The sequence below is a fragment of the Frankia sp. AgKG'84/4 genome (assembly GCF_023242965.2).
Taxonomy (GTDB): Bacteria; Actinomycetota; Actinomycetes; order Frankiales; family Frankiaceae; genus Frankia.
In genome coordinates, this window is sequence record NZ_JALKFU020001026.1 from 1 (window position 1) to 1,750 (window position 1,750).

3 protein-coding genes are annotated in these 1,750 nt (G+C 76.4%); 2 read left to right on the forward strand and 1 reads right to left on the reverse strand.

Annotated elements, in window-relative coordinates; all coding sequences use genetic code 11:
- The coding region (locus MXD58_RS26970; RefSeq protein WP_250610656.1) for an NUDIX domain-containing protein at window positions 1–564 on the forward strand (564 nt) is incomplete at its 5' end.
- Window positions 565–576: 12 nt separating this feature from the next.
- Here MXD58_RS26970 and MXD58_RS26975 read toward each other — a convergent pair.
- Window positions 577–963 (reverse strand): RidA family protein, encoded by a 387-nt coding sequence (locus MXD58_RS26975; protein WP_248837713.1) that lies wholly within the window; start codon window positions 961–963, stop codon window positions 577–579.
- A 423-nt stretch (window positions 964–1,386) separates the two neighbouring features.
- On the opposite strand from MXD58_RS26975, the gene MXD58_RS26980 reads away from it, so the two are divergent.
- A partial coding sequence (locus MXD58_RS26980; protein WP_250610673.1) for an acyl carrier protein occupies window positions 1,387–1,750 on the forward strand: 364 nt, incomplete at its 3' end.

Sequence of the window (1,750 nt, forward strand, 5' to 3'; positions counted from 1 at the left end):
CCCCAGGCGGACGCGGCCGCAGCCCGCCTGCGATGGCAACGGGGGCTACCCCGCAAACGGATGAGCGCGGCGTGCGTCCTCCTCCACCAGGCCGACGACGCGCGGGCCGACGACGCGCGGGCCGACGACGCGCGGGCCGACGACGCGCGGGCCGACGACGAGGTGAAGGTTCTGCTCGTCTGCCCGAACTACCGGCCAGGCTGGGACCTGCCCGGCGGGGTCGTCGAACAGGACGAGTCCCCGTACGCGGCGGCGCGCCGCGAGGTCGGTGAGGAACTCGGCCTGGACCGCGCCCCGGGCCGGCTGCTCGCGCTGGACTGGGTATCGCCGTCGTGGGAGCGCACGGAGGGCATCACCGTCGTCTACGACGGCGGCCTGATCACATCCGCGCAGGCCGCCGGCATCCGGCTGCCCGCCGAGGAGCTGTCCGACTGGGCGTTCGTCGCGGCGCGGCGCCTCGCCGGATTCCTGGAACCCCGCCTGGCCCGCCGGGTGGCCGCTGCCCTCGCCGCCCGTGACGAGGGCCAGGCCATCTACCTGCAGGACGGCCACCCCGTCGGCTGAGCGCCGCCGGGTTCAGCCCAGTGCCGCGACGGCCTCGATCTCCACGAGGGCCTCGGGGCGGCCGAGGGCGGCGACCAGCAGGACGGTGACGGCGGTCGGATGCGGGCCCCAGACCTGCGCGGACGCCGCGTAGGCGGCGGCGGGGTCGACGCCGGCGGCGAGGTAGATGGTCAGCTTCGCGACATGTTCCGGGCCGGCGCCGGCGGCTTCGAGCAGGGTCAGGACGTTGCGCAGCGCCTGGCGGGACTGCTCGGCGATCCCCCCGCTGATCCGGCCCTCGCCGTCGGTGCCGTTCTGCCCGCCGACGTAGAGGGTGCGCCCGGCGGCCGCGATCGTCGCCTGCGAGTAGGCCGGGGAGGTGTGCAGCCCGGGCGGGTTGAGATGCGTGACGGTGCTCAAGCGGGTGAGTCCTCCTCGTCGCGGGGGCTGCCCGGCGGCGCCGGGCGAAAGGTGGCCGGTGACCGCCCGAGCGGGTATGCCCCCGCGAGCGCCTCGGCGTGACCATCCTGACATGGCGTCCGGGAACGACCTGGGGGACCTGCGTGGACGTGAACCGACCCCCAAAAGGCGCCGGCACGGACGCGCCAGCGGCGTTTGTCGGCCCCGGCCGGCGTCGGGCAGGATGCCCCCATGCAGCCAGGATGATCATCTTGCTTCTCCCGAGTAGTGCTGCACCCCGGCGGCAGGCGCGTCGCCGTTGCGCGGGCACGGACACCTCGCCGTGCCCGACACGTCCGCGCCTCGGTCGCCGCCCCGACCGCATGCGGACGCCGACCGTCGCCGGCCGTCGTTGCCCTGTTCCCGAGCACCGTGGGAGTACGCATGCGCGATACGCGCCAAGCCTCGGGCCGCCGTGCCCACGCGACCGGACAGGCCGCGCCCGGACAGGCCTGGCGCTCCCGCCTGGCCGCGACACCCGCCGCGGCCCGGCGTGACCTGCTGATCGACGACATCGCCGCCCGCGTGAGCGCCGTGACGGGCCGGGCGGGCCGCGTCGACCCCCGGGCGCCGTGGCGCGCGCTCGGCGTCTACCGGGACATCGCCGAGCGGCTGCGCGTCGACCTCGCCGCGCGCACCGGGCTGGCCCTGCCGGCCACGCTGCTGTTCGACCTGCCGACCCCGGAAGCACTCGCCGACCATCTGCACCGCGCGCTGCTGCCCCCGGCGCCGAGCAGCCCGGCCGCGG